22 protein-coding genes are annotated in these 23,588 nt (G+C 53.5%); 12 read left to right on the forward strand and 10 right to left on the reverse strand.

The window, feature by feature from the left end; all coding sequences use genetic code 11:
- From VLX68_02765 to VLX68_02775, 3 genes are all read left to right on the forward strand, one after another.
- On the forward strand, positions 1–819 hold an 819-nt coding region (locus VLX68_02765; protein HUI91147.1), incomplete at its 5' end, for an SPFH domain-containing protein.
- Positions 782–2,107, forward strand: a complete 1,326-nt coding sequence (locus tag VLX68_02770; GenBank protein HUI91148.1) for a hypothetical protein — start codon at positions 782–784, stop codon at positions 2,105–2,107. The genes VLX68_02765 and VLX68_02770, both read left to right, overlap by 38 nt.
- 79 nt (positions 2,108–2,186) lie before the next feature.
- Positions 2,187–2,819 carry a hypothetical protein gene (locus VLX68_02775; protein ID HUI91149.1) on the forward strand — a complete coding sequence of 211 codons (633 nt, stop codon included), beginning with the start codon at positions 2,187–2,189 and terminating at the stop codon, positions 2,817–2,819.
- Positions 2,820–2,903: 84 nt separating this feature from the next.
- Here VLX68_02775 and trpS read toward each other — a convergent pair whose 3' ends face one another.
- Positions 2,904–3,869: a tryptophan--tRNA ligase gene (trpS, locus tag VLX68_02780; GenBank protein ID HUI91150.1), complete on the reverse strand. Its 966-nt coding sequence runs from the start codon at positions 3,867–3,869 to the stop codon at positions 2,904–2,906.
- A 118-nt stretch (positions 3,870–3,987) separates the two neighbouring features.
- Positions 3,988–5,169, reverse strand: a complete 1,182-nt coding sequence (locus tag VLX68_02785; GenBank protein ID HUI91151.1) for an ASKHA domain-containing protein — start codon at positions 5,167–5,169, stop codon at positions 3,988–3,990.
- A gap of 664 nt (positions 5,170–5,833) precedes the next feature.
- On the opposite strand from VLX68_02785, the gene VLX68_02790 reads away from it, so the two are divergent.
- The 3 genes from VLX68_02790 (at position 5,834) to VLX68_02800 (ending at position 9,322) form a co-directional block, all read left to right on the forward strand.
- The gene (locus tag VLX68_02790) at positions 5,834–7,288 is read left to right on the forward strand and encodes an ATP-binding protein (GenBank protein HUI91152.1); all 1,455 of its coding nucleotides are present in this window, start codon (positions 5,834–5,836) and stop codon (positions 7,286–7,288) included.
- A gap of 15 nt (positions 7,289–7,303) precedes the next feature.
- Positions 7,304–8,650 (forward strand): sigma-54 dependent transcriptional regulator, encoded by a 1,347-nt coding sequence (locus VLX68_02795; GenBank protein HUI91153.1) that lies wholly within the window; start codon positions 7,304–7,306, stop codon positions 8,648–8,650.
- 228 nt (positions 8,651–8,878) lie between these two features.
- Entirely contained in the window at positions 8,879–9,322 is a 444-nt protein-coding gene (locus VLX68_02800) for a hypothetical protein (protein ID HUI91154.1), read from the forward strand.
- A 72-nt stretch (positions 9,323–9,394) separates the two neighbouring features.
- Here VLX68_02800 and VLX68_02805 read toward each other — a convergent pair whose 3' ends face one another.
- Together VLX68_02805 and cbiM are read right to left on the reverse strand one after the other, a co-directional pair.
- Positions 9,395–10,210: an ABC transporter ATP-binding protein gene (locus tag VLX68_02805; protein ID HUI91155.1), complete on the reverse strand. Its 816-nt coding sequence runs from the start codon at positions 10,208–10,210 to the stop codon at positions 9,395–9,397.
- Entirely contained in the window at positions 10,186–12,060 is a 1,875-nt protein-coding gene (cbiM, locus tag VLX68_02810) for a cobalt transporter CbiM (GenBank protein ID HUI91156.1), read from the reverse strand. The genes VLX68_02805 and cbiM overlap by 25 nt, the downstream gene beginning before the upstream one ends.
- A gap of 286 nt (positions 12,061–12,346) precedes the next feature.
- Here cbiM and VLX68_02815 point away from each other — a divergent pair, with 286 nt between their 5' ends.
- The 5 genes from VLX68_02815 to VLX68_02835 all read left to right on the forward strand — a co-directional run bounded on the left by VLX68_02815 (position 12,347) and on the right by VLX68_02835 (position 17,217).
- Positions 12,347–14,437 carry a TonB-dependent receptor gene (locus VLX68_02815; protein HUI91157.1) on the forward strand — a complete coding sequence of 697 codons (2,091 nt, stop codon included), beginning with the start codon at positions 12,347–12,349 and terminating at the stop codon, positions 14,435–14,437.
- Between the two features lie 35 nt (positions 14,438–14,472).
- Positions 14,473–14,895 carry a TonB-system energizer ExbB gene (gene exbB / locus VLX68_02820; protein HUI91158.1) on the forward strand — a complete coding sequence of 141 codons (423 nt, stop codon included), beginning with the start codon at positions 14,473–14,475 and terminating at the stop codon, positions 14,893–14,895.
- Positions 14,888–15,268 carry a biopolymer transporter ExbD gene (locus VLX68_02825; protein HUI91159.1) on the forward strand — a complete coding sequence of 127 codons (381 nt, stop codon included), beginning with the start codon at positions 14,888–14,890 and terminating at the stop codon, positions 15,266–15,268. Before exbB ends, VLX68_02825 begins: the two co-directional genes overlap by 8 nt.
- Positions 15,265–15,891, forward strand: coding sequence for a TonB family protein (locus VLX68_02830; GenBank protein HUI91160.1), 627 nt, complete (start codon positions 15,265–15,267; stop codon positions 15,889–15,891). The genes VLX68_02825 and VLX68_02830 overlap by 4 nt, the downstream gene beginning before the upstream one ends.
- Positions 15,892–16,185: 294 nt before the next feature.
- Positions 16,186–17,217, forward strand: coding sequence for a M23 family metallopeptidase (locus VLX68_02835; GenBank protein HUI91161.1), 1,032 nt, complete (start codon positions 16,186–16,188; stop codon positions 17,215–17,217).
- Positions 17,218–17,289: 72 nt separating this feature from the next.
- Here the strand turns inward: VLX68_02835 and VLX68_02840 are convergent, their stop codons facing one another.
- The 4 genes from VLX68_02840 to VLX68_02855 all read right to left on the reverse strand — a co-directional run bounded on the left by VLX68_02840 (position 17,290) and on the right by VLX68_02855 (position 20,540).
- The gene (locus tag VLX68_02840; protein ID HUI91162.1) at positions 17,290–18,129 is read right to left on the reverse strand and encodes a metal ABC transporter permease; all 840 of its coding nucleotides are present in this window, start codon (positions 18,127–18,129) and stop codon (positions 17,290–17,292) included.
- A gap of 2 nt (positions 18,130–18,131) precedes the next feature.
- Entirely contained in the window at positions 18,132–19,031 is a 900-nt protein-coding gene (locus VLX68_02845) for a metal ABC transporter substrate-binding protein (GenBank protein ID HUI91163.1), read from the reverse strand.
- A gap of 43 nt (positions 19,032–19,074) precedes the next feature.
- Entirely contained in the window at positions 19,075–20,130 is a 1,056-nt protein-coding gene (locus tag VLX68_02850; GenBank protein HUI91164.1) for a hypothetical protein, read from the reverse strand.
- Positions 20,131–20,234: 104 nt separating this feature from the next.
- Complete coding sequence (locus tag VLX68_02855) at positions 20,235–20,540, reverse strand: hypothetical protein (GenBank protein HUI91165.1); 306 nt, start codon at positions 20,538–20,540, stop codon at positions 20,235–20,237.
- A gap of 259 nt (positions 20,541–20,799) precedes the next feature.
- On the opposite strand from VLX68_02855, the gene VLX68_02860 reads away from it, so the two are divergent.
- A complete protein-coding gene (locus VLX68_02860; GenBank protein HUI91166.1) occupies positions 20,800–21,690 on the forward strand; it encodes a metallophosphoesterase in 891 nt (296 codons plus the stop codon).
- Between the two features lie 130 nt (positions 21,691–21,820).
- Here VLX68_02860 and ygiD read toward each other — a convergent pair whose 3' ends face one another.
- Both ygiD and VLX68_02870 read right to left on the reverse strand, forming a co-directional pair.
- Positions 21,821–22,639, reverse strand: coding sequence for a 4,5-DOPA dioxygenase extradiol (gene ygiD / locus VLX68_02865; protein ID HUI91167.1), 819 nt, complete (start codon positions 22,637–22,639; stop codon positions 21,821–21,823).
- A 734-nt stretch (positions 22,640–23,373) separates the two neighbouring features.
- The coding region (locus VLX68_02870) for a hypothetical protein (GenBank protein HUI91168.1) at positions 23,374–23,588 on the reverse strand (215 nt) is incomplete at its 5' end.

Consider the following 23,588-nt stretch of genomic DNA (forward strand, 5'->3'; position numbering starts at 1 on the left):
TTTGTAAACCAGAAATGGGGCACCAAAGATCCTGTCGCGTTCAAGGACTCGCAACTCGGGCTTATCAGGCTGCGCGCCCACGGCCAGTTCAACGTGCGGATCGTTCAGCCGCTCTTGTTTGTCAACTCGCTGGTGGGCACGGTGAGCGGATATTCAACCGAGGACATTTCAGGCTATTTAAGCGACGTGATCGTTTCCCGGTTCAACGATTACCTCGGAGAACACCTCGACAGTATGATCAACCTGCCCGGCAAATACGACGAGGTCGCCGCCGGCCTTACCAAACAGCTGCAGGAGGATTTTGCCCATTTCGGGCTGGAGCTGCCGAATTTATACATCAACTCCATCACCCCGCCCCTTGAGGTGCAGCAAGCGATCGACGACAGAAGCAAGCTGGGCCTTTTCAAGGACCTCGACGACCTGGTCAAAATGAAATCGGCGATGGCCATCGAGAAGGCGGCGCAAAATCCCGGCGGCGCAAGCACCGGCGTCGCCATGGGCTTCGGCATGATGATGCCGACCATGCTTTCGCGGCAATTTGCGCCGCAACAGGCCGCCGCTTCGCAAAACATGCAAAAATGTTCGTCGTGCGGCCAGCAAATCCCGGCCGACGCACAGTTCTGCCAGTTTTGTGGGACACAGCTGCTGGTGTTCTCCCAGTGCGTGAAGTGCAAGGAAAACCTTCCGCCTTTTGCTCAGTTCTGCCCGAAATGCGGCCAGACCGTTACCGCGGAACCGCAGAAAAAGCAATGCGCAAAGTGCGGTTACAAGAACCTCTATAATGCAGTCTTCTGCAACCAGTGCGGTGAACGACTCTAGCTACATCCTCGAGCACCAGTGCCCCCAGTGCGGCGCTGCGGTGAGCCTGTCTGAAACGGACCGCATTTTCACCTGCCCGTTTTGCCGGGTGCGGCTCATAATTTCCTTTCCGGAATTTCCATCGCTGTATTTTCCTTGTCCCCCGTCCCGGGAACAGGACTGTTTTTATGTGCCGTATTGGCGGTGTAAAGGAATAAAATATTCACTGACGCCCAGGGGCGTTGAGCCCTCGCTGGTTGACAGCAGCTTTTGCGCATTGCCGACAACGCCTTCCCTATTTCCCTCCACACTCGGGATTCGCTCCCAGACCCTTCGGATGAGATTCGTGGAGCCCGCATCTCCCGGCGTTTTTCTTTCCCCGCAAACGGCATTTGCATCGGTAAAGACGACTGTTGCATATACGCTGGTGCGGCAGCAGGAATTCATGGAATCATTTACCTCTCTTTTCAGCAATGAACCGCCAACGGCCGAAATGCAGACCGCTGCCGCTCTCCCGCCGATCGAGGCGCTGATCGGCGAACTCGTGAGCCTGGTATTTTCGCCCTTTTACATCAGTCAGAATTTTCTTTTTGACGGGATTACCAGCGAAAAGGTTGCGCCGTGGCCCGAAAATACCGTGCAGATGCTTGATACCAGGCCGCCCGGACCGGCTTTTATCTCCACGCTGTGTCCGGAATGCGGATGGACGCTCCGGGCCGAAAGCGACAGCCTTGCCCTCGTTTGCGGCAAATGCGGCAAGGCATGGAGCGCCGCCCCCCGCGGGCTTACACCTCTTGATTTTTTTCTTTGCAGCACCTCGATACCCGCCAGCCAGTGGCTCCCGTTCTGGCGGCTTGACATTTCGGCACCGTCCGCCGTCTTTGGCTCATTCGCCGATTTCATCCGCCTGACCAAAACACCGAAAGCCGTCTTGCCTGAAATGGAAAAACAGAAATTTTTTCTTTGGGTACCCGCCTTTAAGGCCAACCCAAATCTTTTTCTCCTGCTTTCAAAACTCATGACGTTCAACCAGAAAGAAATGGCGTTTTCGGATATGTTCCCGAACGATTCATCATTCTATCCGGTGACATTGCCCGCAAGTGAGGGATTCGAGGCGGCCCGCATTATTTTAGGAGACATGAGCCCGGCCAAGCCAAAGACCCTGCCGGTCATCAAGGACCTGTCGTTGTCACTAACGGCCAGCACGCTCGTCTATGTGCCGTTTGTACTAAAAGGCCCTGAATATTTTCAGCCAAACCTGAATTTTGTTGTCATGGCAAACGCGTTGAAGTGGGGACGTATGATGTGAATCCGGCGATGCATTATTCTTTTTATTCCATTTCGCCTGTTTTATTGAATATTCTCTTTCCGGATGTTTCGTTATACTTATGAAGTACTTGTTCCTGACATTGTGCACATTGCTGATATTTTGTGCTTCGGCTCCTATTATAAGAGGAGTTCCTTCCACCTTCAAATATTCCTACATCGAAACAAAACATATCGCCTACTTTAAACCAATCGTCGTCGCCTCCGAAATCTTCTACGAAAACAGGTTTACCAACCAAAACTATCACAGCATCGATAAAATAAGGACGCAGGACGCCTTTTACCGTGATTTCCGCCAGAGGATTTTAAAGGCCCAACTCGGATGGGAGGAGATTGACAACCGGATAGACAGCCTTCTGCAGGCAAAATATGCATATGCAACAGCGCCTCTTGACAGCCTGTATGGCCCCATTCAGGAACGGTTAAAAGCTGCCGGTATAGACATCGTGATCATTATCTATGCGATGAAGCTGTATCATTTTCAGACCGTCGGAGTCAGGCCGGATAAGACCGGAAGCGTGAGCTCCTACGGTGCTGCCATCAATAAAAAAATCGAATATCTGTGCTCGATAATAGAGGTGTCAGAAAACAGACCGCTTTTCTGCCTGCCGATGAAACAGGAGGAAGACAGTCCATCCCTTAACATTCTGGAAAACAGCGTGAATGAGCTTTTTGATATCTTACTGCGGCGTTAAAAATCATTATAAGCGTATTTGATTGACAGGGAAAACACTGTGCGCTTATAAAAATACTGGCAAAGGTATTCTTATTTTCGATGCCTACTTTTTAACCCCAACTAACGTTCTCACCTTTTCAAGAGTCGGAATTCCCGCGGCCCGCGCCTTGTCGGCGCCTTTTTTCCGCACCTCGGCAAGGTAATCAACATTTTTGCCAAGGTCCTCGCGTTTCTTCCGATAAGGCTGGAAATATTCCCAGAGAGCGGAAAAAAGTTCCTTTTTCGCGTCGCCGTACCCATAGCCGCCTTTGCGTAATTTTTGCTCCATGACCTGAACTTTCTCTTTGGGTGCGAAAAGCCGATAGACCGCGAACACAATGCTCTTTTCCGGGTCTTTGGGAGCCTCAAGCGGCGTGGGATCGGTCACGATGCTCATCACCTTTTTCTTGAGCTGGCTTTCGGCGGCAAAAATATCAAGCGTGTTGTCATAGGATTTCGACATCTTCTGGCCGTCGATGCCCGGAATCACCGCGACCTCTTCCTTGATTTTCGGCTCGGGAACGGTGAACGCCTCGCCGTAGGTCTGGTTGAATTTGATGGCGATGTCCCGCGCCACCTCGACGTGCTGTTTCTGGTCTTTACCGACCGGAACCACGTCGGTCTGGTACATGAGGATGTCCGCCGCCATGAGCACCGGGTAGGAAAATAGGCCGTTATTTGCGGGAATGTTTTTTGCCACCTTGTCTTTATATGAATGGCAGCGTTCAAGAAGCCCTACCGGCGTCACATTGTTGAGGTACCAGGTGAGTTCCGCCACCTCGGGAACATCAGACTGCACCCAGAAAACGCTTTTGTCCGGGTTGATGCCGAGCGCGAGCAGGTCGAGAATGGCGTTGGTGGTGTAATCAAACAGCTGGCCGGCGTCAAACACCGACGTGAGGCTGTGCAGGTTCGCGAGAAAGCAGAACAGGTCGCCTTTTTCCTGCGAAAGCACCATGGGCTGGATCATGCCGAGGTAATTGCCGATGTGCAGGGTTCCCGACGGCTGGATGCCGGATAGAATTCGCATGACGTTAAATCTCCTTATCCTTTTTTTTGTTGATAAGAATCTATGAAAATACTTTTCTGAGGGACGCTGCATAAAAATTGTTTATGCCTTTGACGCAGAGATGAATTTCAATTCGGAATTAAAACAGCATCTCCTTAACAAATTCCTCATTAAAATCCTCCCTTCCCGACAATTCAATATACCGCGCCTTTGAGGCAATTTTCCCGAGTGATTCCTCAAAATCAACGGAGCTGAGCGCGAGCCGAGCTCCGTAGCCCGCCGCGTTGCCGACGCTGATGATCCTGTCCTTTAATGGCCGCGGGAGCATGCCGATGGCGGTGGCGTTTTCAACATTTATAAACATGCCGAAGGCTCCGGCGAGATATACGGTTTCAATGGAATCGAGGTTGATTTCTGCTGATTGTGCAAGAATGGTGATCCCGGCGCGTATCGCCGCCTTTGCAAGCTGCACCTCGCGCACGTCACGCGGAGTAACAACAATTTTCCTGCCCGTTGCGGATTGTTCTTTTTTCTTGATCAGGTATTCTGCTTTCATATACCCGGTGCGATCAATGACTTTTTTCCCCAGCAGAAATGCAATGATATCAACAATACCGGAACCGCAAATGCCGATGGGTGCGCATCCGCCGATCGTTTTATACCTGCCGCCATCATACGAGCAGATTGCCCCTTCAACGCCGCCCACGCCGCATTGCAGGGTCGCACCTTCAAAAGCGGGCCCTGCTGCCGTGGCGCAGCAATACACTTTTTCACTATTTCCGACCGCCATTTCACCGTTTGTCCCGATGTCAATATACAGCGCATATGCTTTTGAGTCGAAAAGAGGCGTGGCTGCCATGCCCGCCGCCACGTCTGCGCCGACAAACCCCGCAATCGACGGCAGCACAAGGACCACCCCGGCCGGATTCACGCAGAGGCCGCATGCTTTGCCGCTTTTGTGCTGCGCGTCTGTAAAGACGGGCGTGTATGGCGCCCTCGCGAGCGATGACGGGTTTATTCCGAGAAACAAATGCAGCATGGTGGGATTGCCGACCACCGTTGTCTTAAAAATGTCCCTGCTTGAAACGCCTGCCCTGCCGCACAGCGCCGCTATCGCACCGTTGATTCCCGCCACAATCATTTTTTTAAGTTCGGCAAGCCCCCTCCCATGTTCCATGGTATGATGTATCCTCGAAATAACATCGTGGCCATAGGCGGCCTGCGGATTGATGAAGGATTCCGCGTCAATGGTATTGCCCGATGCCAGGTCCTGAAGGAACGCCACGACCGTGGTCGTGCCGATGTCAATTGCGATGCCCATTTGAGCCGCAGCTTTTGGAGATGCGCTGTAATAAGCACACAGGCGCTCCCCTTTATAGCTGACCGTGACAGTGCTTTTTTTACCTGTTTTCTCAATTCCACTTTCAAGAGCGACTGTTTTTTGAACATGTTGTTCCGATTCGACAATGCGTGATGTTCTATGTTTTGAAAATGCTATTTCTGAATCGCGCTTCAGCACATGCCGGCATGCGAGCCGCATGCCCAGATTTTGTATCCGCACCAGGCATTTTCCGCAAATTCCCTTTCCGCCGCAAGGTGACAATACGGGGACACCCGCTTTTCGCAACACGTCAATCAGCGCGTCGCCGCTGCGGGCGTATAATGTAGCATCGTTCCCGCCGCCTTTGATGGTTACCCTGATCCGGCTCGTTTGGGAACGACGTCCATGTTTAAATTGCGGTCCGCTTTTCTTCATGGAGATTGTTGAGTGAATATAAATAATTTCCGGTGTTTTAAATCGACTGATTCCTCTTATTCTCAAATGATATACCGTTAAGGATAAAAGGAAGCGGTTTTTTCCCCTCTCGCCCGTATTTCTTTGTGCCTAAATTAATTTTGCCATGTCTCGATAGAGGTACTATTTTACATAACGCTTGCTGAATACGCCGCCGCTGGCGGCAACAGGTTCCCTGCGAGGTCATGACATGAGTTTCCAAACAAAACTGTTCCTTGTTTTTGCGCCGTTCTTGATTGCCGCGGTGGGGCTCATGCTGTTTTTTACGATGCAGTTTGAGAAAAGCATTGTTAAAATGTTCGAAGACGACATTCAGGACATCGTTCACACCGTCCATTACTCCACCCAGAAGCTTACCAGCAAAAAAGGACGGGACACCGAGGCGCTTGAGCATTTCATTGAAGACGTGAAAAGCAGCACCTCGGCCCGTGAGGTATCCGTTGTGGGCAGCAGCCAGAAAATTGTTGCGAGCAGCAACCCTAAAAAAGTGGGTCAGAAGCACAATCTGCTTTCCGGAAAGGAAATCATCGTAAGGGCCCAGTATGGCGCCGAGGATTCCGGCGGCCGGCCGGTGCGCTATGACAATGTCCAGGTTCCCATCGTCCGCGACAACCAGGTCATCGGCCTGCTTCAGACCTCTATCGTGGTGAATGATTCGAAGTCGCTCGTTCGGCAATTGAACCTCCGGACCCTCTACATTGCATCCGTGGCACTTGTCATCATGTTCATCGTGTCTTTTATTGTTCTTTACAATCTCAACAAACCCCTTCGCCAGCTTTCCGTCGCGGCAGAGCATGTGGCATCGGGCGATTTGTCGGGCGAACTTCGGCACAGCGGTCATGATGAAATAGGCCGCCTCACAAAATCATTTAACTCCATGACCCAGCAGCTGCGCGTGCAGAAACAGCTCGAAGACAGGCTGCGCTCTCTCGAACGGCACGCGATACTCTCCGAAATGGCATCGAGCCTTGCGCATGAAATTCGAAACCCGCTCAACCTCATCAATCTTACGGCCGATCATCTGGGCCATGACTATCTTCCCTCTGATGAAGAACGGCGAAAATCATATTCGGAACTTCTTGCCGGGCTTAAAGCTGAGGTCCAGCAACTTAATAAAATGGTAAACGAGTTTCTCACCATCGGCAGGCCTTCGCAGTTAAAAAAGACCACGTTTACCGTTGCGGAGCTTTTCGGCCAGATCCAGATCCTCATCAAACAGCAAATGATGGCAAAACGGATATCCGTTAAATTCGCCGGCAACACCTCGCAAGAGCTGTTTGCAGACATCGAACAGATGCGCCTCGTTTTTCTCAACCTGCTTCTTAACGCAATCGAGGCTGTTTCTGATGACGGTTCCATTTCGCTGGCGGTGGAGCATACTGCCGAAAATAATGTGTGCATTAAATTCATGGACAACGGACCGGGCATCGCTCCGGAAAACCTCGAACGGATTTTTGAACCGTATTTCAGCAAACGGCCGGGCGGCACCGGCCTTGGACTTTCGCTCTCACGAAGGATTGTGGAGGAGCATGGCGGCACCCTCACCGCCGAAAACAGGCCTCTTGGAGGCGCGCAGTTCACTCTTGTCCTCCCGATTGATAATAAGGAAACCATCGCGCCGCCCTCGGAAGTGGGTCAGGCATAACATAAGGAACCTTTCATGGCGAAAATCCTCATCGTTGACGACGAGGCAGGCCAGCGCAACATCATGGCCAGCATCCTCACCTCGGAAGGACACACGCTTCTCGAGGCTCCGAATGTAGACCAAGCAATTGGCCTGATCCGGGATTTTCAGCCGCAGGTGGTGCTCACCGACCTTAAAATGCCGGGAAAAAGCGGTCTAGTGCTTGTCGAGGAGATAGCAAAGCTCGAGGTCCGGCCCGAAATCGTGGTCATCACTGCCTTCGGAACCGTTGAAACCGCAGTGAAGGCCATGCAGTCGGGCGCTTATACCTATCTCAACAAGCCGCTCGGACGGGACGAGCTCATACTTGTCGTGCGGCGCGCAGCGGAAAAATATCTGCTCAGGGAGGAGAGCGACCAGTTTCGCGCGGAACTCACCAAGCAGCTCTATACCGGGCTTGTCGCCGAATCCGCTGTCATGAAAAACGTACTTTCGATCGTCGCCAAAGTCGCGCAGAGCGATTCCACCGTTCTCATCCGCGGGGAATCAGGCACGGGCAAGGAGCGCATAGCAAAGCTCATTCATTATCAGGGCCCCAGAAGCAGGAAATTGATGCAGAGCATCAACTGCGCGGCATTCACGGAAACGCTTCTGGAATCCGAGCTGTTCGGCCATGAAAAAGGATCATTTACCGGCGCACAGAACACCCATATCGGCATCGTGGAGTCGGCATCGGGCAGCACCCTGTTTCTCGACGAAGTGGGCGACATGTCGCTTTCGACGCAGGCCAAACTGCTGCGCGTGCTCCAAGAGCGCCAGATCCGAAGGGTGGGAGGGACAAAGGCCATTCCGGTTGACATCCGCGTCATTGCCGCGACCAATAAAAACCTAGAAGAGGCGATCAAACAAGGGACGTTTCGCGATGACCTGTATTACCGCCTTAACATCATCCCCATCGTCATCCCCCCTCTGCGCGAACGCAAGGAGGACATTGAGGCATTGGTCGCGTACTTCATCAGCCGTTCCGGCAGGCCGAAAACTGTGGAGGAACCCGCCATGAAATTCATCAAGGAATATCAATGGCCGGGCAATGTCCGCGAGCTCGAAGCGGTAATGGAACGCATTACTGTCCTTTCCACCAGCAACGTTATAAAAGTAGAAGACCTTCCGCAGGAACTCTGCGCCGCCCCATCCTCCGCATCAGCGCCTGCTGCGTCGGCAATACCGGAAGAGGGGATCGTCTTTGAAGAATGGGAAAAAAACATGCTGGCCGAGGCTCTTAAACGCTCCAACGGCGTAATGGCGGATGCCGCCAAACTCCTCGGGATGAGCTACCGCACTTTTCAATACAGGGCTGAAAAATTCGGATTAAAAGAAGGTTAACGATTTGGTGCATGTGAAATATACCATTTGAGTAATTAACATATTAAATGGAATGCTTTGGCCTTCTTTTGGTTTTTCTTTAACTTATTACATTTAAACAAATTACGGGTTTTTTTACCAAATTTTTTCCCAATGGCAAATATTTTGCATGGATATCAATAGTTTTAAATTTTGATTGTTCTTTTACAAACCCCATTACCTTAACCTTTTAACACAAAGGAGTGCCGTATGAAGCTCTTAAAAGTATTGGTCGCAGTTCTCGCATGTGCGAGCTTTGTTCTTGCCCAGGAAGCTGCTGCACCGGCAGCCGCAGCCCCCGCAAAAGCGGAAAAAGGCGCAAAGAAAGAAGCCACGACCGTCGTGACGGGAACAGTCGTTTCCGTTGACGCGATTGCCAACACGATCGTTGTGAAGGCGAAAAAGGGTGAAGAGACCATCAGCGTCGAAACCACCACGAAGATCAAAAGCGGAAAAGCCGACGTTCAGCTTGGCGACATCAAGGCCGATGCAAAAGTAAAAGTGACCTGCAAAATGGTTGACGGCAAGAAAGTTGCCACCCAGATAGTCGAAACTCCTGCAGCCGCTCCGAAAGCCATGAAGAAGGATAAGGCCGCTGCCGCTCCTGCCGCTGCTCCCGCTGCAGAGCCCGCTGCCGCTCCCGCTGCAAAGTAAAAATACTAACACCAAGTTTTTCGACTATGGGGTTTGTTCAATTGCCGCCCGGGGAATCCCGGGCGGTTTTTTTTATGGATGGGCGTGCGAATTGCCGTGATCATGGGGATGCACATGTTTAACGCCAAAATGCCTGTGAACATGGACATGTATCAGATTATTATCCTGCATAAACTGGTTATCAGTTAAAATCTCCTCGGTAATTCCGCTTCGTATAATGGATTTAGCGGCTCCAAATACGTAAACCATGTCCGCGATTTCCTCAACTATGTGCAGATCATGCGTGGCCATGACCACGGTCTTTCCGGCCCTGTGCGCGGTATCAATAACGTCGATGATGTCTCGCATGGTCCGGGGATCAAGGCCGGCGGTCGGTTCGTCGAGCAACAACACTTCCGGATCCATAATGAGTGTTGACGCAAGCGCCGCCTTTTTCTTTTCGCCGATGGAAAGCTGGTGCGGCGAACGGTCGAGCAGGTGGGAAATCCGGATTTTCTCCGCCACCTCATCAAGCCTGCGCCGGATCTCGGAATGATCAACGCCGAGCTGCAGCAGACCGAAAACAATGTCTTCGCGCACCGTTGGGCAGAATAGCTGCACATCAGGGTTCTGAAACACAAATCCCACGCGTTTCCTGAACGCCCGCTGAACACCGCCGTCGCGCATGGTTCGCTCCGTGAGTTCCGTTCCAAACGCGGTGATTGATCCTGTAGTCGGAAAAATAAGCGCGTCAAGCATCGTGAGCAGCGTTGACTTCCCCGTTCCGTTCGCGCCGATGACCGCAGCGCGGTCTCCCTTGTTTACGGTCAGGGTGATGTCCTTGAGGGCCGGGATATTTCCCGGATACGAATACGATACGCCTGTCAGCGTAAATACCGGTTCAGCCATAGTGTTCCTATCAGGGCGCAGAACGCCAATGCGGAAAAAATATAATCACCTGCTTTTGCCTTGAATTCTTCAAGAACGTACGCCTCGCCCGCATAGCCGCGGGAGACCATAGCATCGTACACCTGCGATTGAAGCTGGTATGAACGCAGCCAAAGGCCGGCAATATTCGAAGCCACGACCCTGCGTCCCTCTTTTGCGGATGACACGAACCCGACCCTGCTTTTTATCGCGGTAAAAACATTCTGAATGATGTCGAGGAACAGGAAAATGTAACGGTAACTCATCCCGATGACCATGACAAATAATTGAGGGATCCGGAACACGCGCAGGGTCTTGAGGAGAACGTGCTGGCGCGTGGTGAGCACGAGGAGCACGGCGATTGAGACCGAATCAAGCACGCGCATGAAAAAAATAAGCGCCGCGTCCATGCCTTGCCGCGATATTGACAACGTCCAGGAAAAAAGCCTGAACGAGACGAGCGGCTCACCCGGCGTCACAACGTTGAAAATCGCCGGCACCACGATGAACAACGAAAACAGCGGAACAAATATAAGCGTCCTTGAAAGGAAAAAAACAAGGCCTACCAACGATGCCGCAACGCAGCAAAGCAGGGACAGGTACAATAAAAACAAAACCGCGACGCTCTTTGTCAAAAGGACTGCGGCAAGCAAAAGAATCACGGCAAGAAATTTGAACCGTGGATCCCGGCGCTGGAGAAACCCGGGCCTCAGGGCAATCAGCTCTACGGAAACAGTGTCCTTAAGAAAATTGACCGTTCCAAGAATGGTGCGTTCAAGGAACCCGTGGGACCAATGCCTTCGTGATCGCCCCTTTTTTTCCTTTCCGTAAACAACCTTGCCGACGAACAAAACAAGACCGATGCAAAGCCCGATCCCGACAACGGCCGACAGAATATAAACGAGCCCCATCAAAATTTTGCCGTGAGATTCGGCTCCCGGGAGACCATAATCAGGCAGCGGCGCGCTCCAGAGCGAGGTCAGATGTTCGAGTTGCGCAGGGACATAACCGAGAAATCCGCGAAGCTCCCCGGCGCTCCATTCACCCCAGGCGGTTCCCGCTTTGAGCTTATACGGCACGTAAAGCCCGAGGGGCACGAGCAAGACAAGGATCGCAATGCCTATCAGAAGTCTTGCAATGAATTTTCGGTTCGCTTCCGGATCCGGCCGCAGCAAAAGAGCGTCATGCTGCGAGAGATACCGGACCACCAGGGCGGTCACGATGGCTTCGATCCATCCGAAAACGAGCATATGGCCGCTTACCATTCCCGGTACTGCAACGAGCAGGCCGTAGGGACAGTACAGCGCCTGTCCCGCGGCGGTGTGATGAAGATGGGGTTGAATCCCGAACTCCACCCCCGCGAAGGCGGAAGCAATCACGAGACCGGCATATCCCGCAACCCCGGCGGCGATGACGCTCCGCACTGATGCGGGAGCTGCATTCCCTTTTATCAATCTATAGACGAAATAGCCTGAAAACGGCATCACCAGCGCCATGTTGAGGCAGTTTGCGCCGATTGCAGTGATGCCGCCGTCGCCGAACAGCAGCGCCTGGATCACAAGCGCAACGCTCACGGCGATGCAGGCCGCCCACGGGCCCAGCAGAATGGCGACAAGCACGGCGCCCACCGCGTGGCCCGTGGTCCCGCCCGGTATCGGCACGTTGAACATCATGATGACAAAAGAAAAAGCGGCGCCGATGGCAAGAAGCGGCGCCTGCCTCGCCGCGAGGGTCTTTTTCACCTTGTGCGCGGCAATGGCCCAGACCGGCACCATTGCGGCATAACCCGCTGCGCAGGTGATAGGGCCGAGGTAGCCGTCGGGGATGTGCATAAGAAACCATCCTTCCGCCTCTTAAAATAATGCACGTCACGGGTAGCATAAAATAAAAAATTATGCTACCTTTAGTGGCACGAAATATATATTAATGCCACGAATGCACCTTTTTCCATGGACCCTAAGGAGCGCTGTCATGTCCGAAGAACCAAGAGAATCCGGTTTACGCATTGACAAATTGAACATTATCAGCGAAATACTTTTACAAGGGAATGCCGGTTTATTTTTCACATTTCTTGTTTTGGCCAGTGCGAGCTCGGGACAGGTTCCCGAACCGCAAGTAATGCCCATCCCTGTTGAAACGGATTCGGCCGGAAGCGTTGTCTCAGACACAACCAAAGCCGCCGCAGCCGACAGCGCCATACCCGCAACCTCCGCGAAAACGGCTGTAAAAAAGGAAATGGAAAAAATTATCGTAATCGGCCACTACAAAAACGAGACGGCCGCCGCAACGGCCGCCAGCAGTGGAACATACACCAGCGAACTGTTGGAAGACCGTCCCCTATTGCGCCCCGGCGAGGTGGAGGAACTCGTGCCCGGCCTTATGGTCACCCAGCACAGCGGAGCCGGGAAAGCCAACCAGTTTTTGCTGCGCGGATTCAACCTTGATCACGGGACCGATTTCGCGACATCGGTTGACGGCATGCCTATAAACCTTCCCACGCAGGGCCACGGACAAGGATATGACGACCTGAACCCTGTTATCCCCGAACTCATCGATCATGTCGACTTTTACAAGGGACCGTACATCGCCTCGAAGGGTGATTTTGCCTCAGCCGGAGCGGCCGACATTTTCTACACAAAACAACTTGCCCGTCCCTTTCTGGAAGCGACGATCGGCGCATACGGTTACTACCGCTCCATCGCCGCCGCCTCAACAGACCTGGCAGGAGGAAAAATCCTCATGGGGCTTGAGGCCATGCACCAGGACGGGCCGTTCGTGGTGCCCCAGGACTATTGCAAATTCAACGGCGTCTTGCGATGGTCGCGCCAGCTCGGCGATGGGACGTTCAATATCGAGGCAATGGGTTATTCCGGCCAATGGAACGCAACCAATCAGGTTCCCGAGCGCGCCGTGACCGAAGGCATTATCCCCCGCTTCGGCACTCTGGACTCAAGCGACGGGGGCACGTCCGATCGATACAGTCTGTCAACATCATGGAACGGCCAGCTTGCGGGCGGGATATTTTCGGCATGTTTATATGCCGTAAAATACGATATGGACCTTTTCTCGAATTTCACGTTCTTTCTCAACGACACGGTGAACGGCGACCAGATGGAGCAGAAGGACAACCGCTGGTTCTTCGGAACATCGGAGGCCTGGCGCAAGGAAGGCACGTTGTTCGGCTTTCAGGAAAAATTCCAGGTCGGCCTTGACGCCCGCTGCGATTACATCGATCCGGTTGCATTAATACATACCGTGAAGAGAAAAAGACTCAACGACTGGACGGTGGACACCGTGACCGAGACGAAAGTCGCGCCCTGGGTCGATCTTGACAGTAGGCTTCTGCCGTGGATGAAACTGTACCTTGGTCTCAGGTATGACTATATAAACAATAATGATCGTTCCGAGGACACAACAAACTCCGGAAGCAGTGGCGCCGGAATGCTTTCCCCAAAGGCCTCGCTCACTCTCGGGCCGTGGGCCAAAACCGAATTCTATGTCGATTACGGTGAGGGGTTTCATTCGAATGACGCACGCGGCACCACCGCGACCATAGATGTTAAAGGAGGCGGCGACACCATCAGCAAAACGGCCGTCTTTTCAAAATCGCGCGGGGCTGAAGTGGGCGTGCGAAACGAGTCCGTTCCGGGGCTCCAGAGCACATTTGCATTATGGTTATTGGATTTCAGCTCCGAGCTGGTGTGGGACGCGGATGAGGGAGCTCCCGAACCGGCGGGTGCCACGCGACGCATGGGCTTTGAGCTCAGCGAGCATTACCAGCCGCTGCCCTGGTTGCTTTTCGACCTCGATGCCGCGCTGTCGCAGGCCAGATTCATCGACCCCGACACTGCCGGGCAATATGTTCCCGAAGCCATTGAATCGGCCGTGTCCGCCGGCATCTCGCTTCACAAGCTGGGGCCGTTCTCCGCCAGTCTCTTCATGCGTTATTTTGGTCCGCGAGCGCTTGACCAACACAACAGCGTGCGCTCGGCAGGATCGATGCTGTTTAACGGACAGATTGCCTGGGATCTAAACCGCACTGTTCGCATAACCCTGGACGTTTTCAATATCCTCAACGCCAAGGTTGACGACATGGCGTATTATTATCCGACCCGTCTTCGGGGCGAGCCTGCCGGAGGCGTCAATGACATCGACTTTCATCCCGCCGAGCCGGTCGGCGTTCGGTGCGGGCTCACCATCAAGTTGTAAACGGTGACGGCGTTTTCTCATAACCGGAGGCAATCATGATCTGGCTCAAGTACGCGGTCGATTTCGGCATCATTGGATTTCTGATCCTGCTGAGCGTGGCGTCGCTGACGATTGCATTGGAGCGATGGCTTGCAATGCGCAAAATCAACGTCGCCGATTTTGCGGACAAATACGCACTTGAACTTGCCGTAACCAGCCGGCTTCATCTGATCGCCACCATCGGCGCCAACGCACCGTACATCGGACTGCTGGGAACGGTGCTTGGCATCATGTTCACCTTTTACAACATCGGAACGCAGGGATTCGTCGATTCCAGCAGGATCATGACCGGACTCGCGCTGGCCCTGAAATCGACCGCAGTCGGCCTGGCCGTCGCGATCCCGTCGGTGGCTTTATACAATCTTCTTCTGCGCAAGGCCAAAGTGCTTCTGTTGCAATGGGACGTGCGTCATGGATGAGCGCGAATTCGACCACATCAACGTCATCCCGCTCGTGGACATCATGCTGGTGCTGCTCACCATTGTGCTCACCACCTGCACGCTGGTGGCGACGGGCGCCATTCCCATCCAACTCCCCCGGGCCTCCGCGCACAAGGAAGACCTGCTTAAAATGCAGACGATTGAAATTGACAAGAGCGGCACCGTGTATCTGAATTCGGTTGCGCTCGATCTTCCGGCCCTTTTTAGCCGGCTCGGTTCCATTGATGTCAAAACCCCCATTCTCATCCGCGCCGACAAGGCGCTCGCGCTTCAGACGTTCGTCAATGTCCTGGATGTGGTGAAAAACCGCGGATTTGTGCGCGTGGGACTTCAAACCGAGACGTCGAAATGAGAAGAAGCTCCGCCTGTGCGCTGGCATCGGCTGCGGTGCACGCGGCGGTGCTGGGGACCATCGCCTTCGCTGCGGTCCGGTTTCGTGAAAGTCCCGTCATGGTCATCGATTTTTCACTGGAGAAGCCTGCGCTCCCCGAACCAGGCAAGGCGCCGCCGGCACGTCACCGCCCCCCACCCGTTCCGCCCCCGGCTGTTGTTGACAAGAGAGAATCGCTGCCTGATACTCTTCGACCCGACACCACGCGGCCAGACACCGCATGGACGCCGCAGCCTGTAATCGCGTCCGCGGATACGACCTTGGCTCCGGCAAAGTCGTCCATTATCGACTCTGCGGTCGTGAAGAAGGAATATGTTTCCGCGCAGTACGGTGTCATTCGTGAAAAGGTGTACCGCGCTCTTTCATATCCCGCCTATGCGCAGGAGGAAGGCTGGCAGGGAACCGTCAGGGTGGGTTTTCTTGTAAACCGGGACGGCAGCATCCAGGATGTCCGTGTGCTGGCAAGTTCTGGGTACAAGCTGCTCGACGACAATGCCGTAAAGGCCGTTATACGGGCAGCGCCGCTTCCGCGAGCGCCGGTAACGCTTGAAATTATTCTTCCCGTGGTGTACCGATTGGAATAATTGTGCGCCGGAATTATTGAAAAAAAGATAATTTGCGGACTTGTAAGAAACGGCGCCGATTTTCCATGCGGTTTCAGGCGGTCCACCAGACGGGGGATCACCTTCCTACACGCCGTTCTTTAGGCACTTCGCTCTTACAAAACCCCGGAACTTACCGGTTCAGGATTTATATTTCTAACGTCCAGCGGAGTGCCCCTGGTTTTTTCCGGTCCAAGCATGAACGTGCATAATTCAATCCTTCGCCCAACAAATTGCTTTTTGTCAATATTATTTGACGCCTCATATCGGACGATAATGTCCAGCCGCCTTATAAAATCATTAATCTTCGGCATTGTGCTCGTTTACCCGCCGTTTGCTTCCAATACTGTGGCGGATTCCTCATCCAGCAGCACGGATACAGGCCGTGCCGACAGCGGCATGACCGACCGCCAGGAACAACAATTCCAGGAAGACATGAATGCCTTTTTCCCCAATACCGGCGGCGAGATCGACACGACCAGCTGGTGCATTTCAAAAATCAATGGAGCCTGGTTTGACTATAGGAAAATGACTGACACCGTCCGGATCGTCCTGTCAGACACCGCCGCCGGCAGCCGGTTTTTCCTTCCCTTCAAGAATTATGTGACATCGCAATTCGGCGCGCGCAGCGGGTACTGGCATTTCGGCGTCGACATAAAAGTCTCCCGGCGCGACTCGATACGGTGCGCGCTTGACGGCCTTGTGCGCGTCGTCGAAAACGACCGGCACGGGTATGGCAAGGTGGTGGTGGTGAGGCATCGCGGCGGCCTCGAGACCCTGTACGGCCATCTTTCGCGGGTATTTGTTTCTACAAACGGCAGGATCACCTCGGGACAGGTGATCGGCCTCGGCGGCAGCACGGGACGGTCCACCGGCAGCCACCTTCACTTTGAGATGCGCTATTGCGGGGAGCCGTTCGACCCCAACTGCATCATCGATTTCGAACGGCAGGAACTTCGAGGCGATACTCTTATCCTGTCAAGACAGAATTTCGACTACCTGACCGCTGTCCGCCAGACCGTGTATCACATCATCCGCTCGGGCGAGACGCTCGGAACAATTGCCCGGAAATACGGCACGACCATCGAAAAACTGTGCGGCCTCAACGGCCTCACCCGGCACACGCTGCTCAGGATCGGAAGAAGGCTCGTGATCCGGAAATGGGCCGAGCCGGCGCCGGAAGCCGCCCCGGAGGAAAAAACGGCGGATACGACGGCGGCGGAAAAGGACCAGGCAGGAACCGCAAAAGGCGACTCCGGATCCTCTGTAAGTCCGGAAAGCAGTACCGCCCATAATTCGTTAAAGTAAACAGAGATTCACGCCTGCATTTTCTTGCGCGGACTTTTGCGATACCGGCCCGCCGCCCTTCTCCAATGAACCTCACCCGTTTTTTTTCGCCATTTTTTTCACCTGCAGCGCCGCCCCCGAAACCAGCAGCATCGCCAGCAGCGTCGTGATGATGGCCGGGCCCGCCGCGCAATCGAACCGCAGCGATGCCTCCAGGCCCATAACGCACCCGACGACGCCGAACAGCCATCCGAACACGACGCGCCGTCCTGTCCCGCGGACGCTGACGAGCGCGGCCACGGCGGGAATGATGAGCAGGGAAAACACCATGAGCACGCCCGCGATCTTGACGGAAGAGGTGACGGCGACGCCGAACGTCGCATAAAACACGATGTCCCACCACCACAATGCGACGCCATGACGCTGCGCCTCATCGGGCCTTTCGGAGATAAGGAACAGTTTTTTCCTCGCCAGCACATGGATCACGCCGATCGCGGCGACGAGGAGCGCAAGAACAATCACGTCCTGCCACGACACGGTAAGAATCGTCCCCACCAGCATCTCCTTGATGTGCTCAGTGCCGGTCGCCGATTTTTCCAGCACGAGCAGCGACAGTGCGATCGCGCCCGCGTAGGTGATGCCGATGAGCGCCTCGAGCGGCGCCGCGTTCTGCGCCTTGCGCAGCAGGGAAAAAAGAACCGCGCCCAAAAAGGTAAACGCAAGGCTAACGAGAAAGGAAAGCACGGGCGCGTTCTCTCCCCAGCCCGCGAGAATCGCCACGCTTGCGCCGAGCGCCGCGATCTGGGCGAGCGCGAGGTCCACGAATATCACGCCGCGCTGAACGATGTGGTACCCGAAATAGGTGTGGATCCCCGCCAAAACAAGGCACACGGCCAGGGCGGGCAGCATGAACGAATAGTGAAACAGCATCATGGTTATTTTCCTCCGGTCGCCGAAATCAATTGATTTACAATTGCGTCAAAGTGGTCCAGATAGGACGCGGGGCCCACGTCCGAGCACGACGGGGCGAACTTGAACACGGGCACTCCGGTCTGGCGCTTGAGGAAATTGGGGCCGTCGTCGGCAAAGTAGGGCTCCTGCATGATGAGCGCCACGTGTTCCTTCCTGATCACCTCCACGAGGTGCGCCAGATGGTTTCCGGTCGGCGGAATGCCCGGGAACGGCTCCACGTGCTCGACGATGGAAAGGTGGAACGCGTTCGCGAAATACGGCCACGACGAATGATAGGTGATCATGTTTCGTCCGTCAAGAGGTTTCATCTTGTCGAGCCATGCAGCGAATCGCGCCGCAACCTCGGCCTTGAACCTGTCCAGGTTCTTTGCGTAGACGGCGGCGTTTGCCGGATCCGCCTTTTCCAGCGCCTCCGCTATTGTCTGCGCCGCCATTGCGCCGTTTCTCGGGTCAAGCCAGTAATGCGGATTGCCGAACGGATGGACATCTCCCATGGACGCATCCACCTTGACGGGTTTTTCGAGCACGGATATTCCGGCCGAACAGTCGACCACGAGGAGCGAGCCGTTGCGCGAGCCGTCGATGATCGCGTCGGACCATTGGTCGAGGCCAAGCCCGACCTTGAGGTACACGGCGGCGCGTGAGACCTTGGCCATATATGAAGGAAAGACCTCCACCGAATGCGGGTTCGCATTGCCCTTTGCGATGGACGACACTTCGATCTTGTCCCCGCCGATGGAAGCGGCGATGGAACCGAGATCGGGAATGGCGGCCACCACGCGGATCGCGGAAAAAACTGGCCCAGCAGTGAAAAGAATGAAGATGGAAAACACTGTCGTAATAATCTTTTTTTTGATGAACATGGCCTCTCTCCTTATTCAAATATTTTATGTCTCCTGATTTTTATCAGAACTGGTGCGCCTTGTGCGGCCCCATGGAAAACAGCAGCTGCACTTCGACGGTATTGTTCCGCGCATTGGCGCCGCCGATAAAATACTCATACGACAACCGCACAAGCGTGCTCTCCTCCAGCACGCTGAACCCTGCAAAGGGCTTGAGCGCCCGGTCCGTGGTCCCGCTGCGCAGCGGGTCCTGGTACTGTTCGGCCAACAACCCCGCGTTAAACTGGGTGCGGTACAATGCGTTGACATACGCGTAAAACCCGTAGCGGCCGCCGCGGGCAACTGTTCCCAGCGAGTCGGATGTTTCCGACAACCGGTACAGGTATTCGCCGGCAACGGTCAGGGTGAGCAGGGCCGATGCGGCGATCTTCGCCTTCGCGTCCGCGCCGTACACCGCGGTGTAGAGGTGCCGCGGCACATCGCCCAACCCGCGGGTGGCGGACAGGCCCACGTCGAACGACGCGGGATCGATGATGAAGGCGCTGGACAAATGACACAGCCACGCCGGCATGACGTCCCGCGCGTCCGGGTGGAACGCCTCGCCGGAAAGCGCATCGGCGGAGAGTGCGACGCTCCAATTGTCGGTGACGGGCCACAGCGTCGACGCCTGGACCGCCACGTCGTCGAAGCTCTCCTCTCCCGGCAGCAGCCGTGCGGCCTTCGGATCGAGCACGCGCGGGGTGCGCAAAAACGGGTATGCGTGCGTGTGGGTCTGGTTGAGCTTGCCGAAATCAAGCCTAAACTTTCCGGCCTTGAGAGCCAGGTTGAGCGGGAGCCCCTTGACAAGCGTCGCGTACGCTTCCTCGATGTCCACGGACGTTCCGTCGAACGAAAGGACGAAAAGGCCGTTCAGATACGGGTTGAGCGCGGCGTCGAGCTGCAGTTCCACCTCGCCGAGCGTCAAGGCGACCTTCTTCGGCGCGGCCGAAGCGGTATCGTCGGTATAGGTGGCGAAGACCTGCCCGATCGCCGAAATATTGGGGTTCGTGACGCCTGCAAAGCTGTGGCCCGCAATCATGCCAGTCATAACTGCAATGCCGGTTATAATCCGGATATTCATGCAAACCCCCTCTTCAGGAATGACAGCACCAGCGGCCTTTACCTATGGCAAAGGCACCGCGTGTGCTTATTACAAAAAGCACAAAACAGTTTTACCCGTGGAACTTAGAGAACAGCAATCCTGGCGGGAGGGGCGCGGGAGGAAAAAAACGCCGGTAAATTTTGATTGACAAACGATTCAACGGAAATGCAGAGGTCAGTGCCGACAGGGACGGGCAAAACGGAATGAAATATGGGTGCATTGATCGCGGTATGGTGGGCCACAAGACAAAGTTGGCAGTCGCTGTGGTCGGCATAATCGTCATGATGGTGCATCGGCACGAGCACGCCGCCCATGACGACCATCATCGCCGCGACCGCTGCAGCAACGCTGCGGAACAAGGAGTGATTGCCTCTGAACCAAAAAATCATTACAAGGCCTCCGGGCGAGATAAAAATACGTTACGGTACCGGCAATTATTTGATACTCTTTCTCGGTAAAGGCTTCCCCGTCCCAAAAATAATCCCGATTTCATTATTAATGAATCGATTTCTGATGCCTTTTTTCCATCAGGGTAGTGCAATCATCCATATCTTTCTTTCCATATTGACAATAACAACGCAAATAAATATAATTTCATTCAAGCAGGGTTATTGGTATACGGGGAAAAAACAATAGCAGCACCATCAAATGCAGCAAAATAATCCTTTTACTGGTATAGTATCACGCCGCCGTTTTGTAAAGGTCGTGGCGTCGGCGCTTTCGCTGCCCCTCCTCCCGCTCTGTTCGCCGCATGATCCATCGCGCCGGAGTGCCGAGGGGAGGTTCCGGTTCATTTTCTGCAACGACGTCCACTACCGGGGCGACCAAAAAGACGGTGTCATGCTCACAAAAATCCTCAGCGAATGGAAGGCCGATGTTTCACAGTGGGATTTCGCGGTTGTCGCTGGCGATCTGACGAACTTCGGCGATTTCACCATTATGAAATCCGTGAAGGAGCACTTCGATAAAATCGGCAAACTGTATTATCCGGTCATCGGCAACCATGATGTCACTGCGAAAGGCGAAGAGGGCAAAAAGAATTACGTGGCGCTTTTCGGTGAGAAAAGGCTAAATTACCTCGTTATACATAAGAACGTTGGCCTCATCTTTCTTGATCTTGCCAACGGCGCGAGCCCCTGGGTAACCGTGGAGGTATCCGTTAAACTCTGGCTTAAAAAGACGCTCGCTTTTATTTCGAGGCAAACACCCCTTATTGTTTTTTCGCATTTTCCTTTGCACCCTGAAACGCCGTATTACGCCGTTCTTAATTCAATCGAGCTGTTCAGGCTCCTTGACAAGCACAATGTTCTCGCTTATTTCTCCGGCCATCTCCATTCCCGCTGGTCCGGGTTGCGCAACCAAGTGCCGTTTTTCACCAATGTGCGCCTGCTCCCGAACTGGAGCGCAGGGGACAAATATCCCGGGTCTGGTTACATGGTCGTTGATGTTTCCCAATCAGGGGTAAGCGTGAAGTGCGTTGAAACCAACTTTGGCTCCTCAAGGAACCGTATCGACGAAGGTCAATTCGGCCGGGACTGATCCTTAAAGTCGCATCGTTTGTCCTTTATGGCATTTTGATCAGAGTGTATGCCCCAACCCCTAATAAAATTTATCAATGATCGCCTGTTCAAAGGTTCCAAAATAGAAAAGGCAGAAAGGATTCTTTTTTTCAGGTTGTGATAATCATTGACGTCATGGTAAGCGATCCCGCAACCGGCTTATCGTTGAAGAATTCTACTGACTCTGCTTCGCGCTTAAGCCCAAGCGCATACAGCATCGGCAGGTAATGCTCATTGGTGGGAACCGCGAGCCGCACGTCCCTTCCCAAAGATTGATAATCAACCAACTTGCCGAATTTCTCTTCCTTGATAAGCCGTTTAATCAAATTGCTGGCTTCAATCGCCCAGTCAAATCCGAACGGTTTGTTGAAATCATCCGGAGAATCGCCCCTGAATTCAATAAGGCCAAGATTGTGCACAATGTTTCCGCTGCCAACAATTAAAACACCCTTATCACGCAGCGGACTAAGATCTTTCGCCAGATCAAAATGCTCTTTCGGGGATTTGTTTGCGTCAATGCTCAACTGGACAACAGGCACGTCGGCAGCGGGATACATGCGCGAGAGCACGCTCCAGCAGCCGTGGTCCAGTCCCCATTCGCCGTCGAACTCCACCACGGTCTTTTTCACGGTCTCTTTAACCTCCTGCGCAAGCCATTTGCTTCCCCGAGCGGGATACTGCACTTCATACAACTCGCGGGGGAATCCCCCGAAATCGTGGATGGTTTTCGGTTTTTCCATTGCCGTGACCTTTGTTCCCTCGGTTTCCCAATGCGCAGAAATGCAGAGGATCGCGTCGGGCCTCGGCAGGCTCAGTGATGCCTTCTGCCATCCCCGCGAGAACTCATTGTCCTCGATGGCGTTCATGGGGCTGCCGTGGCCGAGGAAGAGAACGGGCATGATTGTAAACGTGGTTAAAGGCTTTTTCATTTGCGCAACCTTTTGTTAATATATAATTATCTATTACGTTTTTATCCATCAGATATGATACGCCACACGGGCAACAAGTCCAACTTCAAAACCGTGGAGAAGGCATAGGCACCACATAGAGACGAGGAGCGTCACGAGTAGGCCTTTGCTGCCTTCACCGTGGCGGGATCGAGCTCATCGAGTGGATGCTTGAAAAAAACAATCAGGGCTTCATAAGCATTTTTATCGCGGCTGTCGGGGTTAAGCGTTGGGGACTACTTTTTAGTAGTTCAACCTTGAAGGAAAAAACTGCTGGCAGAGCGAATAATATTTTTATAGATTCCGGCCTGTCTTGGAGATCAAAATATTGTAGTGTATATTTTTTAGACAAAGGGCACAAGAAATAAATAATTGAAAACTGCAAAAGCCCTTAGCCGACCTCCCGAGAAAACTGGCCACCGAAAAAGACGAGGGTAGCATTAGCAGGCTGTTGAAAAATTCGGTTTGCTGCCGTTCATGGTTCGACCAAGCTCAGTACGAAGGGCGTTTCGGTTCAAATTTCGCAACTCAACCGCTCACCTTGAGCGTGTCGAAGGGTGACAAATGAGTTTTTCAACAGCCTGTTAGGCAAGGAGGGAAAACATTATGGTTGCAAACGATCTATGGGAATATGTACAAAACTGCCTAATAAAAAATCAAGGTAATTATAAAACATCTTGCACAGGAATTATCTTGTGCATATGGGCTTTAGTCAATTAGAAACCTTTGAATTCATAGGGAAAACTGAAAACAGGGCAAAACTGTTCCTCAGAAAATTCTGTTGGAAAAAAGGCCATGTTTTCTGCACCAATTGTAACAGCCATAAAATCTATCGTTTGAAAGGTAAAAAGTTCAGGTGCAAACGATGCGGAAACACTTTTCATGACTTCTCGAATCGATGGATTGGTCAGTGCCGCGTTCCTCTGAAAAA

The sequence above is a fragment of the Chitinivibrionales bacterium genome (assembly GCA_035516255.1).
Taxonomy (GTDB): domain Bacteria; phylum Fibrobacterota; class Chitinivibrionia; order Chitinivibrionales; family FEN-1185; genus FEN-1185.

Coding starts and splice junctions, on each gene's coding strand:
- VLX68_02770 (HUI91148.1), top strand. CDS start 782: ATGCAGTCTTCTGCAACCAGTGCGGTGAACGACTCTAGCTACATCCTC.
- VLX68_02775 (HUI91149.1), top strand. CDS start 2,187: ATGAAGTACTTGTTCCTGACATTGTGCACATTGCTGATATTTTGTGCT.
- trpS (HUI91150.1), bottom strand. CDS start 3,869: ATGCGAATTCTATCCGGCATCCAGCCGTCGGGAACCCTGCACATCGGC.
- VLX68_02785 (HUI91151.1), bottom strand. CDS start 5,169: ATGGGCATCGCAATTGACATCGGCACGACCACGGTCGTGGCGTTCCTT.
- VLX68_02790 (HUI91152.1), top strand. CDS start 5,834: ATGAGTTTCCAAACAAAACTGTTCCTTGTTTTTGCGCCGTTCTTGATT.
- VLX68_02795 (HUI91153.1), top strand. CDS start 7,304: ATGGCGAAAATCCTCATCGTTGACGACGAGGCAGGCCAGCGCAACATC.
- VLX68_02800 (HUI91154.1), top strand. CDS start 8,879: ATGAAGCTCTTAAAAGTATTGGTCGCAGTTCTCGCATGTGCGAGCTTT.
- VLX68_02805 (HUI91155.1), bottom strand. CDS start 10,210: ATGGCTGAACCGGTATTTACGCTGACAGGCGTATCGTATTCGTATCCG.
- cbiM (HUI91156.1), bottom strand. CDS start 12,060: ATGCACATCCCCGACGGCTACCTCGGCCCTATCACCTGCGCAGCGGGT.
- VLX68_02815 (HUI91157.1), top strand. CDS start 12,347: ATGCCCATCCCTGTTGAAACGGATTCGGCCGGAAGCGTTGTCTCAGAC.
- exbB (HUI91158.1), top strand. CDS start 14,473: ATGATCTGGCTCAAGTACGCGGTCGATTTCGGCATCATTGGATTTCTG.
- VLX68_02825 (HUI91159.1), top strand. CDS start 14,888: ATGGATGAGCGCGAATTCGACCACATCAACGTCATCCCGCTCGTGGAC.
- VLX68_02830 (HUI91160.1), top strand. CDS start 15,265: ATGAGAAGAAGCTCCGCCTGTGCGCTGGCATCGGCTGCGGTGCACGCG.
- VLX68_02835 (HUI91161.1), top strand. CDS start 16,186: ATGTCCAGCCGCCTTATAAAATCATTAATCTTCGGCATTGTGCTCGTT.
- VLX68_02840 (HUI91162.1), bottom strand. CDS start 18,129: ATGATGCTGTTTCACTATTCGTTCATGCTGCCCGCCCTGGCCGTGTGC.
- VLX68_02845 (HUI91163.1), bottom strand. CDS start 19,031: ATGTTCATCAAAAAAAAGATTATTACGACAGTGTTTTCCATCTTCATT.
- VLX68_02850 (HUI91164.1), bottom strand. CDS start 20,130: ATGAATATCCGGATTATAACCGGCATTGCAGTTATGACTGGCATGATT.
- VLX68_02855 (HUI91165.1), bottom strand. CDS start 20,540: ATGATTTTTTGGTTCAGAGGCAATCACTCCTTGTTCCGCAGCGTTGCT.
- VLX68_02860 (HUI91166.1), top strand. CDS start 20,800: ATGCAGCAAAATAATCCTTTTACTGGTATAGTATCACGCCGCCGTTTT.
- ygiD (HUI91167.1), bottom strand. CDS start 22,639: ATGAAAAAGCCTTTAACCACGTTTACAATCATGCCCGTTCTCTTCCTC.